The 25,235-nt window shown below is 34.8% G+C and carries 29 protein-coding genes and 1 tRNA gene; 13 read left to right on the top strand and 17 right to left on the bottom strand.

Annotated elements, in window-relative coordinates; all coding sequences use genetic code 11:
* Nucleotides 1–99: 99 nt before the first annotated feature.
* The 5 genes from HCN53_RS05595 to HCN53_RS05615 all read left to right on the top strand — a co-directional run bounded on the left by HCN53_RS05595 (nucleotide 100) and on the right by HCN53_RS05615 (nucleotide 3,764).
* Nucleotides 100–795 (top strand): SIR2 family NAD-dependent protein deacylase, encoded by a 696-nt coding sequence (locus HCN53_RS05595; RefSeq protein ID WP_167342297.1) that lies wholly within the window; start codon nucleotides 100–102, stop codon nucleotides 793–795.
* A complete protein-coding gene (locus tag HCN53_RS05600) occupies nucleotides 779–1,345 on the top strand; it encodes an adenylosuccinate lyase (RefSeq protein ID WP_240919404.1) in 567 nt (188 codons plus the stop codon). Before HCN53_RS05595 ends, HCN53_RS05600 begins: the two co-directional genes overlap by 17 nt.
* A gap of 48 nt (nucleotides 1,346–1,393) precedes the next feature.
* On the top strand, nucleotides 1,394–2,734 hold the full coding sequence (purB, locus tag HCN53_RS05605) for an adenylosuccinate lyase (RefSeq protein WP_410505439.1): 1,341 nt from the start codon (nucleotides 1,394–1,396) through the stop codon (nucleotides 2,732–2,734).
* A gap of 248 nt (nucleotides 2,735–2,982) precedes the next feature.
* On the top strand, nucleotides 2,983–3,138 hold the full coding sequence (locus HCN53_RS05610; RefSeq protein ID WP_082586957.1) for a YqaE/Pmp3 family membrane protein: 156 nt from the start codon (nucleotides 2,983–2,985) through the stop codon (nucleotides 3,136–3,138).
* Between the two features lie 50 nt (nucleotides 3,139–3,188).
* Nucleotides 3,189–3,764, top strand: coding sequence for a hypothetical protein (locus HCN53_RS05615; protein WP_167342298.1), 576 nt, complete (start codon nucleotides 3,189–3,191; stop codon nucleotides 3,762–3,764).
* 34 nt (nucleotides 3,765–3,798) lie between these two features.
* Here the strand turns inward: HCN53_RS05615 and HCN53_RS05620 are convergent, their stop codons facing one another.
* From HCN53_RS05620 to HCN53_RS05665, 11 genes are all read right to left on the bottom strand, one after another.
* On the bottom strand, nucleotides 3,799–4,392 hold the full coding sequence (locus HCN53_RS05620; protein ID WP_167342299.1) for a hypothetical protein: 594 nt from the start codon (nucleotides 4,390–4,392) through the stop codon (nucleotides 3,799–3,801).
* Nucleotides 4,393–4,499: 107 nt separating this feature from the next.
* Nucleotides 4,500–5,198, bottom strand: a complete 699-nt coding sequence (locus tag HCN53_RS05625) for a hypothetical protein (protein ID WP_167342300.1) — start codon at nucleotides 5,196–5,198, stop codon at nucleotides 4,500–4,502.
* A 94-nt stretch (nucleotides 5,199–5,292) separates the two neighbouring features.
* The gene (locus HCN53_RS13120) at nucleotides 5,293–5,421 is read right to left on the bottom strand and encodes a hypothetical protein (RefSeq protein ID WP_262496541.1); all 129 of its coding nucleotides are present in this window, start codon (nucleotides 5,419–5,421) and stop codon (nucleotides 5,293–5,295) included.
* A 17-nt stretch (nucleotides 5,422–5,438) separates the two neighbouring features.
* The gene (locus HCN53_RS05630; RefSeq protein WP_167342301.1) at nucleotides 5,439–6,146 is read right to left on the bottom strand and encodes a sulfite exporter TauE/SafE family protein; all 708 of its coding nucleotides are present in this window, start codon (nucleotides 6,144–6,146) and stop codon (nucleotides 5,439–5,441) included.
* Nucleotides 6,146–6,592: a FixH family protein gene (locus HCN53_RS05635; RefSeq protein ID WP_167342302.1), complete on the bottom strand. Its 447-nt coding sequence runs from the start codon at nucleotides 6,590–6,592 to the stop codon at nucleotides 6,146–6,148. The genes HCN53_RS05630 and HCN53_RS05635 overlap by 1 nt, the downstream gene beginning before the upstream one ends.
* A 144-nt stretch (nucleotides 6,593–6,736) precedes the next feature.
* Entirely contained in the window at nucleotides 6,737–8,155 is a 1,419-nt protein-coding gene (ccoG, locus tag HCN53_RS05640) for a cytochrome c oxidase accessory protein CcoG (RefSeq protein WP_167342303.1), read from the bottom strand.
* A gap of 125 nt (nucleotides 8,156–8,280) precedes the next feature.
* Nucleotides 8,281–9,252 (bottom strand): cbb3-type cytochrome c oxidase N-terminal domain-containing protein, encoded by a 972-nt coding sequence (locus tag HCN53_RS05645; RefSeq protein WP_167342304.1) that lies wholly within the window; start codon nucleotides 9,250–9,252, stop codon nucleotides 8,281–8,283.
* Nucleotides 9,249–9,443, bottom strand: coding sequence for a CcoQ/FixQ family Cbb3-type cytochrome c oxidase assembly chaperone (locus HCN53_RS05650; RefSeq protein ID WP_042277839.1), 195 nt, complete (start codon nucleotides 9,441–9,443; stop codon nucleotides 9,249–9,251). The genes HCN53_RS05645 and HCN53_RS05650 overlap by 4 nt, the downstream gene beginning before the upstream one ends.
* Before the next feature lie 6 nt (nucleotides 9,444–9,449).
* Nucleotides 9,450–11,648, bottom strand: coding sequence for a cytochrome-c oxidase, cbb3-type subunit I (gene ccoN, locus HCN53_RS05655; protein WP_167342305.1), 2,199 nt, complete (start codon nucleotides 11,646–11,648; stop codon nucleotides 9,450–9,452).
* 34 nt (nucleotides 11,649–11,682) lie between these two features.
* Nucleotides 11,683–11,838 carry a cbb3-type cytochrome oxidase assembly protein CcoS gene (gene ccoS / locus HCN53_RS05660; protein WP_082586956.1) on the bottom strand — a complete coding sequence of 52 codons (156 nt, stop codon included), beginning with the start codon at nucleotides 11,836–11,838 and terminating at the stop codon, nucleotides 11,683–11,685.
* A gap of 343 nt (nucleotides 11,839–12,181) precedes the next feature.
* Nucleotides 12,182–14,644 carry a heavy metal translocating P-type ATPase gene (locus tag HCN53_RS05665; RefSeq protein ID WP_167342306.1) on the bottom strand — a complete coding sequence of 821 codons (2,463 nt, stop codon included), beginning with the start codon at nucleotides 14,642–14,644 and terminating at the stop codon, nucleotides 12,182–12,184.
* A gap of 149 nt (nucleotides 14,645–14,793) precedes the next feature.
* Here HCN53_RS05665 and HCN53_RS05670 point away from each other — a divergent pair, with 149 nt between their 5' ends.
* Nucleotides 14,794–15,015, top strand: coding sequence for a hypothetical protein (locus HCN53_RS05670; RefSeq protein ID WP_105019397.1), 222 nt, complete (start codon nucleotides 14,794–14,796; stop codon nucleotides 15,013–15,015).
* A gap of 109 nt (nucleotides 15,016–15,124) precedes the next feature.
* Nucleotides 15,125–15,826, top strand: a complete 702-nt coding sequence (locus tag HCN53_RS05675; RefSeq protein ID WP_060524360.1) for a Crp/Fnr family transcriptional regulator — start codon at nucleotides 15,125–15,127, stop codon at nucleotides 15,824–15,826.
* On the opposite strand, the gene HCN53_RS05680 is transcribed toward HCN53_RS05675, so the two are convergent.
* The gene (locus HCN53_RS05680) at nucleotides 15,823–16,416 is read right to left on the bottom strand and encodes a pyridoxal 5'-phosphate synthase (protein ID WP_167342307.1); all 594 of its coding nucleotides are present in this window, start codon (nucleotides 16,414–16,416) and stop codon (nucleotides 15,823–15,825) included. The genes HCN53_RS05675 and HCN53_RS05680 overlap by 4 nt on opposite strands.
* Nucleotides 16,417–16,418: 2 nt before the next feature.
* The gene (locus HCN53_RS05685) at nucleotides 16,419–17,258 is read right to left on the bottom strand and encodes a universal stress protein (RefSeq protein WP_167342308.1); all 840 of its coding nucleotides are present in this window, start codon (nucleotides 17,256–17,258) and stop codon (nucleotides 16,419–16,421) included.
* Nucleotides 17,259–17,376: 118 nt separating this feature from the next.
* On the opposite strand from HCN53_RS05685, the gene HCN53_RS05690 reads away from it, so the two are divergent.
* Nucleotides 17,377–17,649 carry a heavy-metal-associated domain-containing protein gene (locus tag HCN53_RS05690; RefSeq protein WP_167342309.1) on the top strand — a complete coding sequence of 91 codons (273 nt, stop codon included), beginning with the start codon at nucleotides 17,377–17,379 and terminating at the stop codon, nucleotides 17,647–17,649.
* A gap of 67 nt (nucleotides 17,650–17,716) precedes the next feature.
* On the opposite strand, the gene HCN53_RS05695 is transcribed toward HCN53_RS05690, so the two are convergent.
* Nucleotides 17,717–18,286: a CopD family protein gene (locus HCN53_RS05695; protein ID WP_042277827.1), complete on the bottom strand. Its 570-nt coding sequence runs from the start codon at nucleotides 18,284–18,286 to the stop codon at nucleotides 17,717–17,719.
* Between the two features lie 49 nt (nucleotides 18,287–18,335).
* Nucleotides 18,336–19,304: an NAD(P)H-dependent flavin oxidoreductase gene (locus tag HCN53_RS05700; protein ID WP_060524355.1), complete on the bottom strand. Its 969-nt coding sequence runs from the start codon at nucleotides 19,302–19,304 to the stop codon at nucleotides 18,336–18,338.
* A 153-nt stretch (nucleotides 19,305–19,457) separates the two neighbouring features.
* On the opposite strand from HCN53_RS05700, the gene HCN53_RS05705 reads away from it, so the two are divergent.
* A complete protein-coding gene (locus HCN53_RS05705) occupies nucleotides 19,458–21,815 on the top strand; it encodes a TonB-dependent receptor (protein ID WP_167342310.1) in 2,358 nt (785 codons plus the stop codon).
* Nucleotides 21,816–21,818: 3 nt separating this feature from the next.
* On the top strand, nucleotides 21,819–22,616 hold the full coding sequence (locus HCN53_RS05710; protein ID WP_105019403.1) for a DUF4249 family protein: 798 nt from the start codon (nucleotides 21,819–21,821) through the stop codon (nucleotides 22,614–22,616).
* 8 nt (nucleotides 22,617–22,624) lie between these two features.
* Here the strand turns inward: HCN53_RS05710 and HCN53_RS05715 are convergent, their stop codons facing one another.
* Together HCN53_RS05715 and HCN53_RS05720 are read right to left on the bottom strand one after the other, a co-directional pair.
* Nucleotides 22,625–23,125, bottom strand: a complete 501-nt coding sequence (locus HCN53_RS05715) for a thioredoxin family protein (protein ID WP_167342311.1) — start codon at nucleotides 23,123–23,125, stop codon at nucleotides 22,625–22,627.
* Between the two features lie 63 nt (nucleotides 23,126–23,188).
* On the bottom strand, nucleotides 23,189–23,815 hold the full coding sequence (locus HCN53_RS05720; RefSeq protein WP_060524347.1) for an NAD(P)H-dependent oxidoreductase: 627 nt from the start codon (nucleotides 23,813–23,815) through the stop codon (nucleotides 23,189–23,191).
* 147 nt (nucleotides 23,816–23,962) lie between these two features.
* On the opposite strand from HCN53_RS05720, the gene HCN53_RS05725 reads away from it, so the two are divergent.
* The 3 genes from HCN53_RS05725 (at nucleotide 23,963) to HCN53_RS05735 (ending at nucleotide 25,174) form a co-directional block, all read left to right on the top strand.
* Complete coding sequence (locus HCN53_RS05725; protein WP_105019405.1) at nucleotides 23,963–24,349, top strand: acyl-CoA thioesterase; 387 nt, start codon at nucleotides 23,963–23,965, stop codon at nucleotides 24,347–24,349.
* Nucleotides 24,349–25,005, top strand: a complete 657-nt coding sequence (locus HCN53_RS05730; protein ID WP_167342312.1) for a vancomycin high temperature exclusion protein — start codon at nucleotides 24,349–24,351, stop codon at nucleotides 25,003–25,005. Before HCN53_RS05725 ends, HCN53_RS05730 begins: the two co-directional genes overlap by 1 nt.
* A gap of 84 nt (nucleotides 25,006–25,089) precedes the next feature.
* Nucleotides 25,090–25,174, top strand: a tRNA-Ser gene (locus tag HCN53_RS05735).
* Nucleotides 25,175–25,235 lie beyond the last annotated feature (61 nt).

The raw sequence follows: 25,235 nt of genomic DNA on the forward strand, positions 1-25,235 counted from the left end.
TTTGGGTCGGTAAAGATAATGCTATGGTCGCTTTCGCGAAAGCGTAACCACCACAATCCACAACAACTATTTTATATATCTTTATCCTAAAAGAAATACGTGAAAAATTTAGTGGTTTTAACTGGAGCTGGAGTAAGTGCAGAAAGTGGTATTTCAACCTTTAGAGATGCTGGTGGTTTGTGGGAAGGACATGATATTATGGAAGTAGCTTCACCACAAGGTTGGGAACGCAATCCTGAGCTGGTACTCGACTTTTACAACAAACGTAGAGCTCAATTAAAAACGGTTGAACCTAATGAAGCTCATCATATTATCGCAGGGCTAGAACGCAATTTTCAAGTTACTGTAATCACCCAAAATGTAGATGATTTACATGAACGCGCTGGCAGTAGTAGCGTTTTACATTTACATGGAGAATTACGCAAAGTACGCAGTACGGTAAATCCAGATGATATCGCACACCATGAGGATGATCTACATCTAGGTGATTGTTGTGCAGCTGGTCATCAATTAAGGCCACATATTGTATGGTTTGGCGAGGATGTTCCTGCCATGAGTAAGGCCATCGACATCACCAGTAAAGCCGATTTGTTTTTAGTAGTTGGAACTTCATTACAAGTATATCCGGCTGCCGGTTTGATAGATTACACTCCTATTAATTGCCAGCATTTTTTAGTAGATCCTAATCCTGCGCTCTCCTCAAAAAATGGTCTTACGCTAATAGAAGATGTAGCAAGTACTGGAATGAGAAAAATCGAAGAATTATTGTTCTTACATCATGATAAAAAAGATTGATCTCGAGACTGAATTAAACGCATTAAAGGCGTACAAAAAAGAGCGTGTGCGTATAGGAACACTGGTTGTAAAAGAAAATTGTATACCAGAGCTTGTCTCATTGTGCACAGTTGACAGTAAAGTAAGTCATCAGGCATGCTGGTGCCTAGAACAGTCTTTTTTACTGTTCCCAGATGCTACTATGAAGCATATTGATGCGATCGCAAACTTATATAACCAAGAGCTCAACTCGTCGGCTATGAGGTCTTTATCAAAAATAGCTTCAGTAATAACTAAAAAGTATTATTCTAAAAGGTCACATCCATTTCAAAAACAACTAACAAAAGAGCAACGTGAACATTTTGTAACGGGTTGTTTCTATACTTTGATAACGCATACTGATTGCACAGCAAATATGGCAATGGCCACAAACAGCTTGTATGAGTTAGGTAAGGAGTTTGAATGGATTTATCCTGAATTAGTTCCCACAATTGAGAGACTGCTTACTCAAACAAAAACTAAGGGATATCGTGCTAGTGCTGCCAAAGTATTAGATGCTATAAACACCTAATACTCTCGGAAATTTAGCGTACTTTTGCGTGCTTTAAAGACAGAAATTATGCCTACTGCTTTACAAGCTATCTCTCCTGTAGATGGTCGTTATAGATCAAAAGTTGAACCACTAGCCGATTACTTCTCAGAATATGCTCTTATTAAATATAGAGTTCTAGTTGAAGTAGAATATTTTATCGCTTTAAGCGAAAGCGGAATACCTCAACTACAGCCGCTTGATGAAGCGACACAAGAGGAACTTAAAAATCTATATCGCAACTTTACTGAAGAAAACGCTCAAGAAGTAAAAGACATTGAAAAGGTTACTAACCACGATGTCAAAGCAGTGGAATATTTCTTGAAAAAGGCGTTTGATCGATTAGGTCTAAGCGATGTAAAAGAATTTATACATTTTGGTCTTACTTCACAAGATGTAAATAATACAGCCATTCCATTATCCATTAAAGATGCTGTTGAGAATGCTTACTTACCTATATTAGACGAGGTTAAGGATAAATTAAATAATTTATCTATAGAGTGGAAAGATATTCCAATGCTAGCCAGGACTCATGGACAACCTGCCTCGCCTACACGATTAGGTAAAGAATTTTATGTGTATGTAGTTCGTTTAGAAGAACAACTTAACATGCTAGAGCATGTGCAGCACGCGGCAAAATTTGGTGGTGCTACTGGAAATTATAACGCTCATCACATTGCTTATCCAAACATTGATTGGCAAAAATTTGGTGAAGATTTTGTGGAAAATCGATTAGGATTGAAACACAGTTTTCCGACTACACAAATAGAGCATTACGATCATATGGCCTCACTTTTTGATACCTTAAAAAGAATTAATACCATTTTAATAGATCTGGATCGTGATATCTGGACCTACATTTCTATGGATTATTTTAAGCAAAAGATTAAAAAAGGTGAAGTAGGTTCAAGTGCAATGCCTCATAAAGTAAATCCTATTGATTTCGAAAATTCTGAAGGTAATCTAGGAATTGCTAATGCACTTTTTGAACATTTGAGCGCAAAACTTCCTGTATCTAGACTGCAGCGAGATTTAACAGACTCTACAGTTTTAAGAAATGTAGGAATGCCACTAGCTCATACTTTAATTGCTTTTCAAGCAACATTAAAAGGTTTAGGTAAATTATTATTGAACGAGCAGGCGATAGCACAAGATTTAGAGAATAACTGGGCGGTAGTAGCTGAAGCTATTCAGACCATCCTGCGTCGTGAGGCATACCCAAATCCTTATGAAGCACTAAAAGAACTTACTAGAACCAATGAAAAAATCACTGGTAAGAGTATTGCGCAATTTATTGACACGCTTAATGTAGATGAATCTGTTAAGAAAGAGATGAGAGGAATATCGCCATCCTCGTATACCGGTATTTAACTAGTAACATATAAAATCACATATTATTAAACCATCTCATATTGAGATGGTTTTTTTGTGAAAATTTCCCATTAAAGTTTTACTGCGTTGAGTTAGAAACACCAGTAATACTTTAATAATTAAAATCACCTTACCTATTTTTAAGTTAATTTATTACAAAATAAGTTAATAGTTTTTCAATTGATTAGATTTTAATAATATTATCAATATTGCGATAGTAATTTAGAATCGAATCAAAAACAAAAACTATGTCAATTTTAACTATCATCTTAAACATTTTTATCCCACCATTAGGAGTAGGACTAGCCAAAGGTTTTGGCAAAGATTTTCTTATCAACCTGATATTAACTCTAATATTTTTTATCCCAGGAGTTATACACGCGTTTATCGTAACAAGTAGATAATCTTAATTAAGAAAACAGAAATTAATAATCACATTAAATCAAAAAAAATCATGAAAAAATATTTTATACCATTTTTTATAAGTGCAGCCATATTAACTAGTTGCGATGTAAAAAAGACGGAAAAAGGAAGTTTACCCGAAGTAGATGTTGATGTTGAAGCTGAAGCAGGGAATTTACCAGAGTATGAAGTTAACTGGGCAGATGTCGATCTAACGACAGAAACTAGAATGGTAGAGGTTCCTAAAGTGGTCGTAGTAATGGAAGAAGAAGAAGTTGAAGTTCCCGTTATTGACGTAGATATGCCTGGTGAAGACAAGAATGAACGTACCTTACTTGTAGAGGCAGAGGTATCTGATTATGATCATGAATTAGAAATTGAAGAGGTACGTGCTGCCAATAAAAAATTATATGTTATTGCGTCTCTAGAAAAAACAGAAACTAGTTTAGACGGGAAGACTATAAGAAAACAAGATCAAATAGACCTCAATGCTCCAGCTATGGATGTGGAATACATAATTATTGGAGAACGTCCAGATAGAGTATTTAATAAGAATAATACTTATGTAGCAAGTAAAGCAAATCTTAACGATGCTATTAAGAATGCCACTGTAATTTATTCAGAATAAAGACAGTTAAAATCAGTATGAAAAACGCGCCTTTTTAGGGCGCGTTTTTTTCTTCTACAATTTTTACATCAATACTAGGAATATGATGTTTAAAGAACATTTTAAGCTTCAATAATGAATCCTTTTCAAAATCAAAAAAATATAAATAATCTACTCTATTTTCAATGGAAGTAACAGCTACAAATTTCTCAGACAATCTTATTTCTTTGAAATTAATAATAGTATCAAAGTACTCAATATCATTTTTCCTAAAAATAAGTTGATTCTCATTTATCGCAACTATAGCTTGCTCCTCAATTTGAATTTTATAACTAGCAATAAATAAAACGATTAAGATTACAATAAGATAAAAAATATTATTTTCAAGCCAATCATCGACTCCAAATTCAATTATATCTTTAAATAAAACAATATATAGAAAGACACAAAGCAAGAATAGTAACCATCCAAATTTTGAGAAATGGTTTACTTTTTTTTCGGGTTTTTTAAAGCCAGCTTTATCTGTATTTACTTTATTTATTTTGACTATGATTTGAAAAATCAGAATAAATATTGCAGAAATCAGTAAGTAATAAGGTCCATATACCTCGAAGTGTTTATTGTACAAGATTTGAATTAATAAAATCAAGTATGCTGTATAATGTAAAACCCTTAACCAGATATTTTGTCGCCTCCTTTTTAAGAAGTATCGTTGATCAAATATGCTGTCTATGTACTGTAAAAAACGAGCTATCACTATCTTACATGCTTCAAAGTTCTTATAAAGCCGTTAGAATCCTCTATACGTGTAACATAAATCCCTGAAACTAGATCGGTTTTTAACTCATAAGTAGTACCTACTAGAACCTTTTCATCTGCAATCAATTTACCAGTAAGGTCATAAGTCGATAATCGGTAAGTATCTGGTCTAGAAAAATAAAAGGTATCCTCCACTACCCTAACATCAAATTGAGCCATATTTGGACTCTGTTCACTCAGAGTACTTGGTTGCCATCCATAGTCTGACCCTTTCAAATCAGGACTTTGTCTAGATAAGTCGGTGGTTATAATTAAAAAATACCAATCATTTACTTGTGTTCCAGTTGGAATTGTTGTCAAATTTAAATTAGGCTCCTCTTGATAAGTGCGGTTTGCAATATCAATTTGTGCCACATAAGCGCCTGCAGTAGCGTCATAATTAAATACGACAAAGGTAGACGCGTCACTGAAGTCATCATGATAATCCCAAGTACTAGGAATACCATCAGTTTCTAATCCAGTATAGATCAGCAAGTTAGGATCTCCCATAGGGTCAAATAATGAATAATCGCCTTGAGCACCATAAGTTATAGTTATAGTACCACTATTTATATCAGCTGGGTTTGGATTCAATTGAATTTGACCGTGAGCAGTAATACTTAGTGTGATGAAAAAGAAAAGTAATTTTAGCCTCATAAAAATCTTTTAATGATCTCTAAAAATAGAAAAAACCTAATTGTGAGACAACTAAGTTTTTTATTTAAGCTATAACAAAACCTTCTTAAAGATATTATTTCATTTTATCACCTTTAGCTAAATTCATAACTATGGCAACCATAGCTATACAAACCAGCACAAAGACTCCAATAATTACAGCTCCATAAGTCCAATTCACAAGTGGTAGCATATACATATTCATAGTAAAATATTATAAAATTAATGACATTTATATTGAGAGCTTACCTGCTCTACAGTTACATTTTCTGATGGTGAAACATAGGGTATATCTAACCCTAAACCTCTTAATACAAACAAAGTTCCAATCACTACAACAACCACAGGGATCATTTTAATTACCCGTTTTTTGACCTGTCCAGTTAAAAAATTTCCTAGATAAATAGCAGTAGTCATCATAGGAATTGTTCCTAGACCAAACATCAACATATAGATTCCACTTGCGCTCATACTGTTCATAGCAACAGAAGCAAATACGGCCATGTAAACTAAGCCACATGGTAAAAACCCATTAAGAAAACCCATCATAAAAAAGTTTTCATAACCTCTTTTTTTAAGCTGTTGGGATAGACTAGATTTCACCTTACCAATAAGTAAATAAACTGGTTTTGTTATAGAAAATCTCTGTAAAAATTTAGAAGGTAATACCACAGTAGCGATCATTAATATTCCTACACCAATAGAAATATATTGCTGAAATCCGAATAAATGAGCACCACGTCCTATATACCCAAGCATCATTCCTATCGTAGCATAGGTGAACAATCTACCACTATGATAACTGATTAATTGTCCCCACCTTTTAGTACGGCTTTTTCTATCCAATGGCAGTAAAAAAGCTATTGGACCACACATTCCTACACAGTGAAAACTCCCTAATAGACCCAGTATGAAAGCAGTATATATCATTAATACAAAATAGATTCTTTATACAGATAAGCATTATCTTTAGTAGTCCATTCAATAGTAATGTTCCAACGACCGTCCACCAGCTTGTTATCAGGTATGAGCAAGTTAGAACCAGATAATTTCAAATCAAATTGAGTATCTAGTTTTTGGTTAGACGGTCTATATAGGAACACTGTGCCAGAACTATTAATCTCGTTTATTTCTTCAGGGAACTCTATTAACCAACCTTCCTTGGTTCGCTTTCCATTAATTTTTTTGGATAAACTTTCAAGACGCTTTTCCTGATCAATTTCATCTTGATATGCCATCTCCTTTGCGTAGTAATTTTCAGTTACAAGATCGTGATCATAATCGCTATCAGTAAGCATGGTTATTACCATAAACATGATAAAGGCAATAAATCCTATCATTCCTAGAACAATACCGGTTCCCCAATTCCATTTCATATTTTATTCTTTTTAACTCCTATATTATTTGTGCATGCCAGCTACCCTACTTTAGGTAGCTGTCGGGCTATATGTTACAATTCCTCGCTATTAGTTATTGTATAACCATAGCTGCGGGATTTTCACTCCTATCCCTCATGCCTTTTAATTAAAACTTCTAGGTCCCAAAAAGGTAGTTGTTGTAGTTTCAATTAAATGTGAACCACTGTAAATACCTATTTCAACTTTATCTTTTTCTTCTTTAAGTAAGTTTGAGTCAATCTCAATAAACAATGTCCCTTCTGCGAGCTCTTGCGCTGGTACATTAACCTCATCATTCACCACTTTTATAAAACCGTCATGCGATAATAACTTAAAGCTAACATCCTCAATATTTTGAGTGGTTTTATTCACTAATTTGTAGGTAAAAACATTACTTATATTACTACCTTCTTTATGCTCATACAATTGACCAGGTAGACGTAGGATTCTAGCCTCAATATCATTACGTAAAAACAACATACCGACTAGCACCGCAATTAATACACCTAGCACCACACTATAACCTTTAAGCCTAGGAGTAAATTCAAATTTTGTTTTTTTCTCTATATTTTCCTCACTTGCATAGCGTATGAGACCTTTAGGCAATCCCACCTTTTCCATTATACTATCACAGGCATCGATACATGCGGTACAATTGACACATTCCAGCTGTGTACCATTTCTTATATCGATACCAGTCGGACAAACATGAACACACTGTGCACAATCAATACAATCTCCTTTACCACTGGCTTCACGATTTTCTGATTTTTTAAACTTTGCTCGCCCTTTTTCTTTTTCACCTCGCTTATAGTCATAAGCTACTACTATAGATTTATTATCCAATAAAACTCCTTGTAATCTACCGTAAGGACACGCTATAACACATACTTGCTCTCTAAACCAAGCAAAGACAAAGTAAAAAACTGCTGTAAAAATTAATAATGAAATAAATGTGCTTAGGTGGTACTTGGGTCCATCAATCACATACTTAAGCAATTGATCACTACCTATCAAATAAGCTAAAAAAACATTAGCTATTAAGAACGAAATAATAAAGAAGACAATCCATTTAATGACTCTTTTCTTAATTTTTTCGGCATCCCATGGAGCTTTTTTCAGTCGAATTTGCTTACCACGATCGCCTTCAATCCAGTATTCAATCCTTCTAAATACCATTTCCATAAAAATGGTTTGAGGACATATCCAACCGCAAAAAATACGACCATAGGCTACAGTGAAAAACACCACAAATAAAACACCTATAAGCATACTTATGACTACTAGGTGAAAATCTTGAGGCCAGAATGGTTGACCAAAAATATTAAACCTTCTTTCAAGAACATTTATCATGATAAACTGATTACCATTTATCTTGATAAAAGGAGAAATAAATAATATCGTAAGCAGAAAATAGCTTACAATCTTACGCCAATTGTAATACCTACCAGAAGGTTTTTTAGGAAATATCCATGCGCGTTTCCCGTCTTGGGTAACGGTGCTTATACTGTCTCTAAAAACTTCAGCTTCTGGCGATTTCATACTATTTATTTTATTCGTAAGAACTAGGATACTTTTGAGTTAGGGATTGAGACGGCATCCTTTTGTGGTAGCAAGAGATATAGTCGAAAGCCCGACCCAAAGTCCCAAGGACTTTGGGAAACTTCCTAATTAAATTTTGAATTAGTTACTACACTATTTTGTAAACTATCGGTTACTATCGTTTTGTCTGGATTTTCAATTATCATTTTATCAGGAGCATCAGGATTGTTCCATATTTCTCCTTGAGGTTCTTTAGGTTCGGCTGGTGTGGTTCCCTCAAACTGCATGACATAGCTGGCTACTTGAGCAATTTGTGCTGGCTTAAGTTCAGTCTTCCATGGCACCATTCCTTTGCCACTACGACCACCTTCTGAAATGGTATTGAAAATATTTTTTATGCCACCGCCAAGTATCCAGTAGGAATCTGTTAAATTGGGGCCTATTCCACCACCACCATCAACCTTGTGACATGCAGCACAGTTTTGATTAAAAATTTCCTTACCAGCGTTTAAATCACTTGCGTCGGTCAATAATGTAACTGTGTTTACATCTACTAGATCTTTTGCCGTTTTTTTCCATTCTTCTACTTGTGCTCGAGCAATTTCCATTTCAGTTTCAAATTCTGATGCTTGGTCATACTCATTAAATACATGGAATCGCGCTAGGTAAACTACACCAAAAATGATAGTTGCATAAAACATGTAAAGCCACCATGGCGGTAAATTGTTATCTAATTCTTGTATACCGTCGTAATTATGATCGAGTACAATCTCGTGCTCGCTTTCAATAGGTTTGCTATCTAGAGATTTTTTATACACTCTTTTTATTTTAGCAAATTGATTTTCCTTACGTGTTTTTTCGGCAAGGTCATAGCGCTCTTTTGCTTCTTTATCAAGGGTGTTGTATAGGACCGCTTTTAAAGTTGAAATACTGGCCTCACCGGCGATCATAAGTATTATCAAAAGTGCAACCAGCGGCCAAAACCATACTTTTTCAAATGTTGAAAACGGTTGGTCTGGTGAAGCTACAAACATGAGCAAGCCTGATGCAACGACTGCAAAAACACCAACTCTTATATAGGATGATAAGGTTCTCATTGTTTATTAATATTTGTAGTTAAAGAATCATCTAAGGGTATGTTACTCACCTCTTCAATATGTTGCTTTTTTGCTGTTGCTACCCAAAAGAAGAGTGCTACAAAAAAGACGAAGAATATGAGTAAGGAGATCATGGGATAAATACTTACCCCATCAATCTGTTCTAAATTTTGTTTTACAAACTTGAGCATGACTTATTAATTTGATGCAGTTTGCGCTGCGTTACTTATAACTTTTATATCAGTCCCTAATCGCTGTAAATAAGCAATAAGAGCGGTTATCTCGCGATCTTTAATTTCTACAAATTCCTCACCTTGTTGTTGCTTTCTAGTTTTATCTGCCTGGTAAGTTTTTAAGAAATCTGGATCTTCAGATAGGTTGCTTTGTATTTGACTACCTTGTTCGTCCATCCATTCTTGAGCTCGATCTACATCATCCTGTGTATAGGGAACGCCTAGTGAAATCATGGCTTTCATTTTAGCCTCGGTATTTGATTTATCAAGTTTTGATGTGATTAACCATTTATAAGCTGGCATTATGGAACCATCTGATGTACTTTGAGGATCATACATGTGATTAAAGTGCCAATTATCGTTGTATTTTCCTCCTATCCTAAGCAAATCAGGACCTGTACGTTTACTACCCCAAAGGAATGGGTGATCATATACAAATTCACCAGCCTTAGCATACTCTCCATATCGTTCAACTTCACTACGGAAAGGACGTACCATTTGAGAGTGACAATTATTACAACCTTCTCGTATGTATATATCACGACCTTCTAGCTCAAGAGGTGTATATGGTTTTACACTCGAGATAGTTGGAACATAATCATCAACCAGTAAGGAAGGTATAATTTGGACTGCACCACCAATTAAAATTGCTATTGTAGCGTATATAGTCAATTTGACTGGTCTTCTTTCTAACCAAGTGTGATATCCTTCTTTGGCAGTTCTACTAGAGGTTACAGCAGGTAGAGCAGCAGCTTCTGCAAGTTCATCGGTAACTTTTTTACCAGAACGAGCTGTCATAATCACATTATAGACTCCTACTAACGCACCTACTATATATAAACTTCCTCCTATAGCACGCATCCAGTACATAGGCATAATTTCATTTACAGTCTCTAGGAAATTACCGTAAACTAAGGTACCGTCTGGATTAAATTGTTTCCACATAAATGCCTGTACAAATCCAGCTACATACATGGGTAATGCATAAAGCATGATTCCTAATGTACCTATCCAAAAATGAACATTTGCTAATTTATTAGACCACAATTTTGTTTTGAACAGTTTGGGCACTAACCAATATATCATACCGAAGGTTAGGAAACCGTTCCAGGCTAAAGCTCCTACGTGTACGTGAGCTACAATCCAATCGGTAAAATGGGCAATAGCATTAACGTTTTTAAGCGATAACATAGGTCCTTCAAATGTGGCCATACCATATCCTGTGATAGCTACCACCATAAATTTAAGTACTGGACTAGTGCGCACTTTATCCCATGCACCGCGTAACGTAAGCAGTCCGTTTATCATTCCACCCCATGATGGAGCGATCAACATTACTGAAAAAGCTACTCCTAAATTTTGTGCCCAATCTGGTAGTGCAGAATATAACAGATGGTGAGGACCAGCCCATATGTAGATGAAAATCAAAGACCAAAAGTGGACTATGGACAACCTGTATGAATACACTGGTCTATTGGCTGCTTTAGGAACAAAATAATACATAAGTCCTAAGAAAGGTGTAGTTAAGAAAAAAGCAACTGCATTATGACCATACCACCATTGAACTAGCGCATCCTGAACACCTGCATAGGCTGAATAACTCTTTAAAAAGGTTACAGGCAGCTCCATGCTATTAACAATATGAAGTACCGCAACAGTAACAAATGTTGCTAGATAAAACCAAATAGCCACATACAAATGTCGTTGTCTTCTTTTAAGTATAGTTCCTATAAGATTTGCTCCAAAAGCTACCCACACAATTGCAATTGCAATATCTATAGGCCATTCCAGCTCGGCATATTCTTTGGAACTTGTATAACCTAATGGTAAGGTTATAGCCGCTGCAACAATAATAAGTTGCCATCCCCAAAAATTGAAATTACTTAAAAAATCACTCCACATACGAGCTTTTAGCAGTCGTTGGGTAGAGTAATAAACACCTGCATAAATTGCATTACCTACAAATGCAAATATCACTGCATTGGTGTGAAGAGGCCTTAAACGACCGAAGCTTAGCCATGAAATACCGTCGGTTACATTAGGAAAAATGAACATGAATGCGAGTAATAACCCTACACTCATACCTACGACACCCCAAACTAGAGTTGCGACTATAAATTTGCGTACAATCTTGTTATCGTAGTAAAATTGTTGCAGTTCCATACTTGAATTAATTAGTGGTTTTAAAAATTACATTTTAGTCTTGAAGCACATCTTCATCATCAAACAACATGCGAACTGATGGTGTGTACGTGTCGTCATATTGACCGCTGCGTACAGAGATCACAAAGGCTATAAAAAATCCTATAGCAACAACCACGCTTATGGCTAGTAATAAATAAATGATGTTCATACCTGACTTATTTTATACGGTAAAATTAGATCTAGATGCCACCTTGAAATGGTGACTTTTGTCACTTAATACCTATCTTTTTTTGTTGTTTTAAACAAATGCATACATAGCTATAAGTTGAGTTTCAAAGCGCAGTTTGGTCCATTGGTTTAACATTGTGACATCTTCTTGGAGTAGCAATGAGTTTTTTATTTGAAGTAGTTCTTGTTGCAGCAAAAAATATTGGGAAGACAGTTGATCCAATTCAGGAACAAGGTCTGACTTCTCCCGAGAAACATAACACTGTGTTCTCAGTGCCTGTATCTTAGATGCGAGTATCGATAATTGGTTATTCATAATTTAATTATGGTTTGATTTTATTTGAAGCGTAATAAGAAAACAAGGTGGTAAACACCACAATGCTTATGGAACTCAAAGGCATTAAAATAGCAGCAATAACTGGTTTCAAATGACCGGTTACAGCAAAACCTAAGCCTATAAGATTATAGAGTAATGAAAAGATAAAAGCGTATGAAATAATAGACCTTGCCTTCTTAGCTAGTTGTAAATACTGAGGTAAAAAATGAAATTGTGAAGCATCGATGATACCATCACATGCAGGAGAAAAAACATTTACATTTTCAGATATGGCGATACCCACATCACTTTGTTTAAGAGCTCCTGCATCATTTAAACCATCTCCTATCATCATTACTTTGCTACCATTATTTTGTAATTCTTTTACAAATCGCATTTTATCATCAGGCCTTTGATTAAATAAAAAGCGAGTACTTTCTGGTAGTATTTTTTTCAAAGCCTGTAATTCACCTTCATTATCACCAGATAAGACCACAATTTGATATGATTTCTCAAGTTCTTTTAAAGTTTGAGCCATTCCAGGGCGATATTCTGTTTGAAAAATGTAGCATCCTTTATAAGAATAATCTGTTGCTATATGAACTGCCGTCTCTTTACTGGCACTTACATCAATTGAATTTGAAGAATCAATACCAACATATCGCGCCGATCCTATTTTAATAGTTTGAGATGCAATGGAACCAGTAATTCCTTGTCCTACATGTTCTTGAAAAGTGTCTAACGTTTGAATGTTATTCTCCTGTAAAATTTTATATAAGGATCTACTCAAGGGATGGTTTGATGCCTTAAGAGTACTGGACAATAATTGTTTTTCCATATCATCCAGTGCAATTCCCTCATAATGAACTGTATTTTTAGAAGCGCTGGTTAAAGTACCCGTTTTGTCAAAAATGATTGTATCTAACTCAGACATCTTTTCTATAACATGACTGTTTTTAAGATATAGCTTTACCTTACCATAAAATCGTAATACATTACCTAATGTAAAAGGAGCGGCAAGTGCAATGGCACAAGGACAAGCTACTATAAGCACCGCTGTAAAAACATTAAGCGCCATACTACTGTCATATAACAACCAGAATAAAGCAGCAATGATCGCTACACTTAAAATCCCGATCGTAAATCTTTTACTTATTCGATCAGTTATAGATTGTAACCGTGTACTATACTCGTCTTTAAAAATTTCGTTAGACCATAATTGAGTCAAATACGATTGCTCGACTCCTTTAATCACCTCTAGCTCAAGCAAGCCAGATTCCTGCCTACCACCTGCATAAATTTTATCTCCTGATTGTTTAGGCACTGGCTGTGCCTCGCCAGTTACAAAACTATAATCTATAAGCGCCTTTCCCTTTATCAGAATAGCATCCACAGGGATAAGTTCCCCATTCCTAATCAGAATTCTATCACCAGGTTGTAATTCATAAACTGGCGTTTGCACCTCGCAGTCTAGGTTACTCTTGTTAGGTTGATTTATTGTGTTGTCGATCTCGCTTTCGCGAAAGCGTAATTCTTCACATTCCCGAGGTTTTACCATCTTTGTAACACCAATAGGGAAATAGCTTTTGTAATCACGTTCAAACGAAAGATAGGCATAGGTTTTTTGTTGAAAAAATTTACCCAACAAAAGAAAAAAGACGAGTCCTGCAAGACTATCCAGAAAGCCCGTACCCCAATCCATTATAATTTCTATAAGTGACCTTAAGAAAAGTACACTTATCCCTATCGCGATAGGCACGTCTATATTTAAAATCCTTGATTTAATACCTTTAAAAGCCGAAATGAAGTAGTCTACACCACTATAAAACACCACAGGTATTGAAAAAGCAAGCATCAACCATCTAAATACGTGTTTAAATTGATCTAGCCAGTATTCATTGACTTCAAAATACTCAGGAAAGGACAAGAACATTATATTGCCAAATGCAAATCCAGCTACACCTAATTTATAAATCAGACTGCGGTCTTTTACTTTTTTTGACTTTTTTGAATCTTCAAGAGAAATGTAAGGTTCATATCCTAGATTAGATAATAGTATTACCAAAGATTTTAAATTAAGATGCTCTGGTTGATAAACTATCCTTACCGTTTTTTCAGGAAAATTAACCTGAGATTGTGTAACAGCTGGGTTGATTTTATGCAAATGTTCCAGTACCCAAATGCAACTACTGCAATGCATAGAAGGGATAAGGAGCTGTACAATTTGTGTATCTTGTTCATTAAACTCTAAAATGGAATTAACAATATCCTGATTTTCTAAAAAATCAAATTTTCCTTCAAAATCTCTCGGACTCACTCCTGGATGTTGTTCAAGATCGTAGTAATAGGATAAATTGTTTTCATTCAAAATATCATAAACCGTCTTACAACCATGACAACAAAATACCTTGTGATCATGTTCAATAGCACCCGTAATACACGGATCACCACAGTGGAAACATTTTTCCATTTATCTAGTTCTTAAAATTGCTTATACCTGGGACAAAGGTGAGCACAAGACAAGCAATAAAACGGTGACTTTTGTCACCCTAGAACAATAAATTATGAAATGATTAGTAATTAAAAAACTGTATTTCAGTATTTTAAAACAAAAATTCTATGAAAACTAATGCACTATTTTGGGTTTATTTGGTGACGGCAGTATTAGTAATCCTCACCGTTTCTAGTCAACTAGGTACTTCCTTTAAATGGATTTTTACAGGTACCTTAATTGGTCAACTATTATTACTTACTATGGTATATAAAATTTTGACCGATGATTATGAGACTGATAAAACTTTTGAAGATTTCTATGAAGATCGTCCAGACTTGGGTAAATAAAAACTTTTAATTACTGTTATGTTGTTCAAGTAAAGTACGGCTGGTTTTTATTTAATTGAACATTAGTAGATGTTTTATTAATTTTACACATTGTTTGATCAAGTATAATATGAATCATCATAAAGAAAGTCGTTGTGAGAATTGTGTAATAAGACAGCTTAACTCTCTCAAGGCTTTATCAAAGGAACAGCTCAAAGAAATAAGTGACAGTAAAGTAACTAAATCTATTAAAAAAGGTGAAGTCATATTTGCTGAAGGTGAGCGACTACACGGCGTTTTCTGTGTAAGAAATGGTGTTTCTAAATTGTCCAAGACTAGTGAGAACGGTAAGGACCAAATTGTAAAAATTGCTACTAAGGGTGAAGTATTAGGACAGCGATCGGTTATTACCGAGGAATCGGCCAATTTAAGTGCTGTTGCATTAAATGACATGGAAATGTGCTACATTCCAAAAACACATTTAATCAATAATATAAATCGCAACCCAAAGTTTACAAAAGCTGTTCTTATTCAAATGGCCGATGATTTGAAGTTTGCTGATGATGTAATTGTAAATATGGCGCAAAAATCGGTGAAGCAGCGCATTGCAGAAACATTAATGTACTTAGAGAAAAATTTTGGAATTGATCAAGAAGGCTACATTTCTATGACTCTAACCAGAGAAGATATTGCTAACGTAGTTGGTACTGCCAAAGAAGCTTGTATACGTACCTTGACTAGTTTTAAAAAGGAGGACTGGATTATTACCGATGGTAAGCGTATTAAAATTACCGATAAAAACGCTCTCTTAAAATTGAGTAAAGGATTTTAATTGTAACACCACTCATCTATTTTTGACCAAACGTGATTAGGGTCAACCTTGTAAATTTCGCTTTTTTGTATCCTACTCTTTAAGGAAGTAATGAATATAAATTCCTTTGGTCGGATAGTAATTCCACCCCAATGGCTTGGACGCTCAATATCTTTATTTGCATTCATTTGAGTAACCTTATTAAGATTATCAAATAAACGTTTTCTTGAGGAGATGATAGCACTTTGGTTACTAGCCAATGCACTTAATTGACTTTCTCTAGGTCTTCTGAAAAAATAATTGTCAGAAATTTCACTTTCTGTTTGAGAAGCTAGACCTTTTACAATAATCCTCCTAGAGATATTAGGCCAATTGAACTCCAAGCTGCAATTAGGATTAGATATTAAATCCATAGCCTTATTACTGTTGTAATTAGTAAAAAAAGTAAGACCTTTCCAATTGTATTCTTTTAGAAGCACTACTCGATTACTGATTTCAAGGTCGTTACTTATAGTTGTTAATCTCATGGCATTACACTCGGGAACATGTGGATGATCCCGAGCGGTAACTAGCCATTCATGAAATAATTGTAAAGGGTTACAATCGTCCACTTTTACAATTTCAATGTTAGTACAGGTAAAATTGAATGGTTTGCTATATCTTCACTTACACTGCCTTTAAGTAATCGAGAAACACCTGTTCTTCCATGTGTAGGTATAGCGATAACATCTACTTGTGAAAGCTGTGCGTAAGACATGATGCCTTCTTCAATACTGTAATCTGCTATTCTATTCACTTTTTTGATAGCACTCAGTGGTTCAGGATGATTAAGCTTTGTAAAGAAATTGAGTAAAATTTCATCCATTTCATTAGTACTCTTAAAGTTTGAACCAGGTAAATTGACGTATACTAATTCCACTCTTGATTCAAACATTTCAGCTATTTCTAGAACTTTTTTGTAGGCAGGAATCACTTCTTCATCAAAGTTACTAGCCAGTACTATTTTTTCTGGATTAAAATTAAGGTCGTTTTCCTTGACCACTAGAACTGGAACCTGAGAGCTGCGTACCACTTTTTCGGTATTACTACCAGATATCACCTCTTTGAAGCCACTTGCGCCATGCGTACCCATTACTATTAAGCTGGCATCTACATCGCTTGCAAACTCACCTATACTTTCAAAGTTCAATTCTTTTTGTAAAACTGGCTCTACAACTAATCCTTCTAAATACTCCTTATCAGTAAATTCACTAAATTGTTTCTCGGCTAGTTTTAGTTGAAAAATGTTTTGTTGAACAGCTTGTGCTTGGTTTTGATTAATGACTAGTTCTTCAATACCAGCCATGTGACATAACAGTAATTTTGCATTTATTTTATGTGCAACTCGTGCTGCTACTTGTAATGCTTTTTCTGATTCTTTTGAAAAATCTACCGGGATTAAAATGGATTTCATGCTCTACCTGTTTTAAAATTATAGAACAAAATTATACTTGATATAATTTTCTCAAGGTGACAATTATCATCTTTTTCCCAATATTCTAGAATTAATTTTACACAGTAAATTATCCTTTATGGAAACAAGTTTATTATTACAAAACCTGAAATGTAGCGGTTGTAAAAATGCTATACTTAAACGTATATCAAAATTGGATGGAATAAAAAACATTCAATTAGATGTCCCATCTAGTAAGCTTTCATTTGAATACACCAGTCATAATGCATTGGAAGGATTACGCAGTGATCTAGCTGATATGGGTTATCCAATCAGTGGTGAATCTAATACCATTGTTGAGAAAACAAAATCCTACATTCAATGTGCCGTGGGCAGGTTATCCAAAGAGTAAGATAATTACAGGTTAATTTTTAGGGTTTAAAAGCCGGTTGTAAACGTGATCTAGCAACTGGCTTTTATTACGCTTTTCTATATCGTTTGTAGATTTTAAAAAGAATCATAAGAATCACTGCAAGTGCAAATAATCCTATTACTCCATAAATCCAATTGAGTGCACTTTTTAAAATAACTAGAAATACTACTGCAAATAAAACAAGAGTAGCACCTTCATTATATAACCTCATACCGTTTGAAGTCCACTTAACCACATTCTTATCTAACTCTTTGAGTATACTATTTGTCTTAATATGATAAATAATCAATGCAAGTACAAAGGCAAGTTTAACATGCATCCACCCTTGTTCTAGATAGTAAGGTCTTATCAACAATAGCAAAATTGCAAAAGTTGTAGCAAGAATAGCACTAGGCCATCCTATTATAAACCAAAGTCTTCTGGACATGATTTTTAATTGATCTAAAAGGATCGTTTTATTGGGCTCTGGTTTATCATGAGCTTCAATTTGATAAACAAATAGTCTAGGAATATAAAATAAAGCCGCAAACCACGTCACAACAAAAATCAAGTGCAACGACTTAATATATCCATAGAAATTTTCAAAATAATCTGGTAAAACAGGCTCTAATTCCATAGTAGGACAAAGGTAATATGAAAACAGTTACCGATCATTTCAAATAGCTCTATGAGTACTTTTTGAGCGTCTCTATTTGCTTTTCAATAGCCGTTTTAAATTCAGATTTCATTCTATCTATAAGTTCACCAGCTGGTATAGAATCCTTAATAGTTGCAGATCCTTGTCCTGCACTCCAAATAGTTTTCCAGGCCTTGGCCTCAGTATCCATTTCTTTTCCAAAATCAATTTTGGCAGTTGCCTTAAGTTGTTCTTCAGTAATACCTGCAGCTTGTAAACTAGCCCCTAAAAAATTAGCATGCACACCTGATATAGCAGCCGTGTAAACGATATCACTAGCGCCAGATTGAATAATCATCTCCCTATACTCATCAGTAGCTTTAGACTCATGGGTATTAATGAATCTCGTTCCCATATAAGCAAGATCGGCTCCCATTTGCATGGCACTTGCTACATCTTGTCCTGAACTCATAGCTCCAGATAATAAAATAGCTCCGTCATAGAACTCCTTTACTTCTCTTACAAACGGCATAGGGTTAAGAGTTCCCGCATGACCACCAGCACCAGCACATACTAGGATTAAACCATCAACACCAGCTTGAGCCGCTTTTTGCGCATGACGTTTTTTAATAACATCATGAAATACTAATCCACCATAACTGTGCACAGCATTTACAACCTCACTCACTGCACCTAGAGATGTAATAATTAATGGTACTTGATGTTTAACACACAATCTTAAATCGGCCTCTAATCTAGGATTGCTACCGTGAACTATAAGATTTACCCCAAACGGCGCTGCCTTTTTACCGGTTTCTTCTTCCCACTGCTTCAGGCTAGATTTAATCTCAATCAACCATTCTTCAAAACCTTCACTACTACGCTGGTTAAGGGCAGGAAAAGTACCTACTATTCCATTTTTACAACATTCTATAACCAGTTGTGGACCAGAAATTAAAAACATCGGCGCTGCCACCACTGGCAATTCTAATTGATCAATTAAGGATTGTGCTTTCATGAATAGATTTGTTTTGGGTAAAGATAAGTATTATGCATGCATAAAGAAAAGAACCTGTATCAACTTTGTGCTACAATAATAAACTGTGTTTAAGGTTTTACTAACACATTAAATACAAGTGTAGTTTACATTTGTTTTTGAAAAATATAGGTTTTGAAAAAAAATATCCTCCTAGTTTTTTTTGTTCTCGCTTTCGCGAAAGCGTACTCACAAAAAGCTACTCTTTCTGGAACTGTTACCGAGGCAGCCACAAGTGAAACATTGCTCAATGTTAATGTGATTATTAAGGAATTAAAAACAGGAACCATCACAAATGAATATGGTTATTACTCTATTAATCTTCCTGTAGGGTCATACACCGTACAGTTTACCAGTTTAGGATTTACTAGTCAAGAAAAAATTATTTCCTTAAATAAGGATACTGTCCTTGACATAGCTCTAGATGAAGCCAATGAAGAATTAGAAACTATTGTAATTAAAGCTGATGTAGAAAAATTAAACACAAGATCACCTCAAATGAGCGTGAACGCTCTAAATATAGATACTGTAAAAAAAATACCAGTCGTTCTGGGAGAGACCGATCTAATAAAGGCACTTACTTTATTACCTGGTGTGAGTAATGCTGGTGAAGGAGCTGCTGGATTTAATGTACGTGGTGGCGCCGCAGATCAAAATTTGGTTTTACTGGATGAGGCTACTTTATACGGTAGTGATCACCTTTTTGGGTTCTTTTCTGTATTTAATCCAGATGCGATTAAAGATTTAAAATTGTACAAAGGTGGAATTCCTGCTAGATACGGTGGTCGTGTTTCTAGCGTTCTTGAAATATACCAACGTGATGGAAACAAAAAGGAAATAAGTGGTACAGGTGGAATTGGGTTAGTCGCTAGTAGACTTTTATTAGAAGGACCTATAAAAAAAGACAAGTCGTCCTTTTTAATAGGTGGTCGTAGTAGTTATGCTCATTTATTTTTACCTCTTTTTGATATAGATAACAAGGCTTATTTCTATGATTTGAACGCTAAATTAAGTTTTAATTTAAACGATAAGAATAGATTATATTTTTCAAGCTATTTTGGAAGAGACGTGTTTAATGTGAATGATTTATTTGGAAATACCTTTGGAAATTCATTTGTAAATGCAAGGTGGAATCATATTTACAACAGTAAATTATTTGCCAATGCATCATTAATTTTTAGTGACTACAATTATGGCCTTGAATTAGATTTTGTGGAATTTCAATTCGATAGTGGTATTACAAATCTAAATGCTAAATACGACCTCACCCATTACCTGAATGACAAGGTCAAATTACGTTATGGAGTGAACTCAATATATTATGAATTTGATCCTGGGAAAATTGTTCCTACAACACAAGAAAGTGGAGTTAATGAACGACAACTTACTAAAAAATATGCTTGGGAAAATGGATTATATATAGATGGCGAATTCAAAATTAATGACCAATTGAATATTAATGCAGGAATAAGGTATAGTAGCTTTAATCGATTAGGTCAAGATCGTTTAAGCACGTATGATGGTGATCCTGTTGTTTACAATGAAAGCCAGGGAATTTATGAAGGTGCAGAACCTACAGGAGAGACAAGAAACAGCCGTGGTACAACAATTGAATTTTTTGATGCATTTGAACCTCGTTTTTCGGTAGCTTACTCTCTTAATGATGACACGAGTATAAAGGCCAGTTATCAACGTATTGTTCAATATATTCACTTAATTTCAAACACCAATGCTCCTACTCCTTTTGATCTATATGCTCCTAGTGGAACTTATATAGAACCTCAAGATGGTCATCAAGTTGCAATAGGATATTTTAAAAATTTCAATACTTATAGTTTAGAGATTGAAAGTTTTTATAAAACCGTGGACAATCGTCTAGATTATATTGATGGCGCCGATTTAATTGCTAATGATGATGTGGAACAAATACTGCTCGCAGGAGAAGCTCGTGCTTATGGACTTGAATTACTTTTTCGTAAGAATGAGGGTGATTTACAAGGTTGGATAGCATACACCTTGTCTCGCAGTGAACAACGCACTCCAGGTCACAGTGAAATAGAACCTGGAATTAATAATGGAAAGTGGTACAGTGCTCCGTGGGATAAGACTCATGATATCACCATTACTGCAAATTACGACTGGAATAAAAAATGGGATTTTGGAGCAAACTTTACCTTTCAAACAGGTCAACCTGTAACATTTCCTAACGGTCAATACAACTTTGATAATTTATTTATTCCTACTTATGGCGAACGTAATAGCAATAGATTGTCAAACATTCATAGGCTGGATTTGAGCGCAACCTACACACCAAAACCTGATCTAACAAAGGGATGGCAATCGAGTTGGGTTTTTAGTTTATACAATGTATACAATAGAAGAAATGCAGTGAGTATAAACTTTGGAGAAAATGAAGATACCGCTAGAAATGAAGCAACCAGACTATCGATTTTTGGTATCGTACCTGCGGTTACTTATAATTTTAAATTTTAAACCATGAAGTATCTTTATATAATCATGTTTTTGTTCTTAGGCATTGTTTCCTGTGAAGACGTAGTAGAAGTCGATTTAGACACCGCAACGCCTAGATTAGTTATAGATGCAGCTCTAGAACTCAATGAAGATGGAAGTACCACTAGCACAGTATCACTTTCTAGAACTGCTGGCTTTTATGAAGAAAATAACCCTATAGTTACAAATGCCAGTGTAGTCATTAATGAAAGTAATGGAACAACACACAACTTCAGACACATAGGTGGTGGAGTTTATGAATCTAATACTATCAACCTAATAGATAACGAGGTTTACACATTAATCGTTGAAGATGGTAGTGATATTTATACAGCATCACAAACTTTGGAACGCACAGTACCTATCGCAACGGTCGAGCAACTTGTACTGGATAATTTAGATCCAGAAATTACACGCATTACAGTTCTTTATGATGATCCGGTAGGATTAGGAGATAATTATCTATTCACGTATCAAGATCAATACAATGATGAGCTAGATGTGGGTGATGATGAATTTACCGATGGTAATAGAGCACCATCCATTTTCTTTATGGAGGATCTGCCAGTGGGCACTGTTATCACACTAGGGATTAAAGGTATTGACTCTGATTGTTATCGCTTTTATGAAACACTACTTCAACAAACTGAATCGGGTGGACCATTTGATACTCAACCAGCAACAGTAAGAGGAAATATTGTTAATAGTGTAAATGAAGAAAATTTTCCTTTTGGTTATTTCAGAATATCTGAAGTGTTTTTCACGGAATATACCGTTCAATAAGAAGATTATTAAAATCTAAAAATCTTTTCATTTTCCGCCATGAAGTTCCAGTGGTATCTTGCATCGCCACCTGAAAAGTTTTCAATTCTGTTTTTCTCTTTACCCTTGTGATCTAGCGCAAGAAGCGTAGGGTATCGACTATTGTTATACTTTTCAAATAATTTTTTGTTAGCTTTTTTCTCTTGTGGACTTACAATATCATCTCTAAAAGGTATATCTAGATAAACCAAAATATAATTCTGACTCTCATTAATAAAACGAGGTGTATTAAAAAATTTTTGTTCTAGATTTTTACAAGGCGTGCACCAGTCACTACCGCTGAAATAAACCAACATAGGTTTCCTTGATTTTCCCGCATGTTTTAATGCCTTATCAAAATCTGTGTACCAATCTAAAGAATCTACCGTAATTTGGTTTTCAATTTCAACTTCGTATTGCGTATTATTCTCATCTTGAGCAATAAGGCCAAAAGTTGCGACTAGGAATAGCAACAAAACAAAATACTTCATCATAATTCAGTTATCAGTTCAAATGTAAACAATAACGACCAAAAGTCAATTATCTTGCCAAACCTACTTAAACATAACCATTTCCTTCAATGGCAGTCGTACTTTCTTTAAAGATGCCATATAATCCTCACTTGATCTGTAGCCTATAGGAAGCATTAAAACACTTTTCAACCCAAGAGATTCAAGACCTAGCAATTGATCAATTTCCTTTGGTAAAAAGCCTTCCATAGGACAAGCATCAATTTTAAGTTGCGCACATACTGTGAGTAAATTACCTAATGCTATATAAGCTTGTTTTTGAGCCCAAAGTTCAATTTCGTCTTCCTTCTTTTTTGAAAAAGAATCAAGGAGAAATTCCTTGAAAGGATTCAAAATATCATCAGCAGTTCCTCTCACATCCTTCACTGTATTAAAATAAGTAACGATCTCATCTCTACCTATCTTACGAGTACAAAACACCAGAACGTGACTAGCCTGTTCCACTTGTTTTTGACCGTAACTTTTCTCTACCATCATCGATTTTAAGGCTTGGTCTTTAACCACCATTAATTTAACCGGTTGAAGTCCATAACTAGTTGCAGTTAAATTAAAAGCTTCAACGAGAGTCATTAACTTATCATTATCTACCTTTTTAGTACTATCAAATTGTTTAACGGCATAGCGCCATTTTAAATTGTCAATAATTTCCATGCTCAATTAACGTTCTATTAAAAGTATTTTGTGTAATCTCGCTTTCGCGAAAGCATCATAAATACAAACAGTGATTGTAAATAAATACGGATTCAAAGGTACAATCCCTATAAGTTTAAAATCGCCGAAGTCCTATAATTTAAGTCTATGACTCAAACAGAAGAACGTATACAAAAATCTGTTACTCAAATTTTCAAAGCTGTATTTCCAAATACAACAAATCATTATGACACTCTTTTTGGTGGAACTGCACTACAGCTTATGGACGAATCTAGTTTTATATGCGCCACACGATTCTCAAGAAAAAAAGTAGTCACAATAAGCACTGATCAAATTGATTTTAAAAAACCAATTCCACAAGGAAGTATCATTGAATTAGTAAGTAAAGTGATTAAAGTAGGGACAACAAGCTGCGTAGTAGAAACCGATATTTTTATGGAAGATATGTACAGTTACAATCGAGAAAAGGTGGTAACAGGTGTTTTTACATTTGTAGCAGTTGATGACGATAAAAAACCAGTAAGTATTTTATAATGAAACGTTTATTAAACATACTGGTATTTTTAGTTATTGGTGTAATTGTCTTTGCAATAGGGCTTCAATTTCATATTAAAAGACTTGCTCAACCTATAACTCACACATCAGTTCTTGAAGCTCCTCATGCATATACTGGGATTGTATTAGGTGCTAGTGTAAAAGCAAATGGTAATTTGAGCGCAATATTACAAGATCGTGTAGATGCTGCACTAATGGCCTATCAAGAAAAAAAAATTGAGAGATTCCTGTTGAGTGGTGATCATGCCCAAAAAGGGTATGATGAAGTAAATGCTATGAAAAAGTACTTGAATAAAAAAGGTGTTCCAGATTCAGTTATATTTCTAGATCATGCAGGATTAGATACATATGATTCTATGTTTAGAGCAAAAAATATTTTTCAAGTTGACACGGCTTTAGTCTTTACCCAAGAATTTCATCTACCAAGAGCGCTATACATAGGAAAAAACATGGGGTTAAATATCAATGGCGTTATAGCAGACGCAAGGATTTATGAAGGAAACTCTCATTTTAAAAGACGAGAATGGGCAGCTAATATTAAAGCATGGATGGAAATTAACGTAGAAAATCCACCAAAAATTGACGGTTCTGCAATTCCGATTACAGGAAAATCACATCTCTCTCATGATAAATAAAATTTTTATTGCATTTGCGCTTTTCTAATTAAAAAAAGAAGTTATATTTGCACCCGCAAAAGCAGTTAGCTTTTCGACAAATCTGGAGAAATGGCAGAGTGGTCGAATGCACTGGTCTTGAAAACCAGCGAGGGTCACACCTCCGGGGGTTCGAATCCCTCTTTCTCCGCAACATGAAAAACCCGTTTTCTATATAGAAAACGGGTTTTTTGATTTCTTACTTTAATTAT

The sequence above is a fragment of the Nonlabens sp. SY33080 genome, from assembly GCF_011784885.1.
Lineage (GTDB): Bacteria > Bacteroidota > Bacteroidia > Flavobacteriales > Flavobacteriaceae > Nonlabens > Nonlabens tegetincola.